This is a genomic window from Stenotrophomonas sp. YIM B06876 (assembly GCF_030711595.1).
In the GTDB taxonomy this organism is placed as follows: Bacteria; Pseudomonadota; Gammaproteobacteria; order Xanthomonadales; family Xanthomonadaceae; genus Stenotrophomonas.
Genome location: NZ_JAUJUJ010000649.1, coordinates 1 through 353 on the forward strand (window position 1 = coordinate 1; position 353 = coordinate 353).

A 353-nucleotide genomic window follows, 5' to 3' on the forward strand; every position below is an offset into this window, starting at 1 on the left:
CTCCAGCACGCGGATGCCGACCTCCTCCATGTCGCGGAAGAACTCTGGCGGCGTGCGGATCGTGCCCACGCTGTCGCGGATCAGGTTGACCTGCACGCCCTGGCGCTGCTTGGCGATCAGGGTCTGCGCAAAGCGCTGGCCGACCGCGTCGTCGTCGAAGATGTAGGTCTCGAGGTGGATGTGGTCGCGCGCACCTTCGATGGCCGCCACCATGGCCGTGTAGGTGGCCGGCCCGTCGCGCAGCAGCTGCACCTGGTTGCCCACGGTGAGTGGGCTGCCGGCGACGGCCTGCTCCCGCGCCAGGTGGCGGTCGAAGATGTGGGTGGGAGGAATCTGGCGGCTCAGGCGCTCGA

Annotated in this window: 1 pseudogene; it reads right to left on the minus strand. The window is 69.1% G+C overall.

Annotated elements, in window-relative coordinates:
• Positions 1-353, minus strand: a pseudogene (locus tag QZH66_RS18870) (hypothetical protein); the annotation flags it as partial.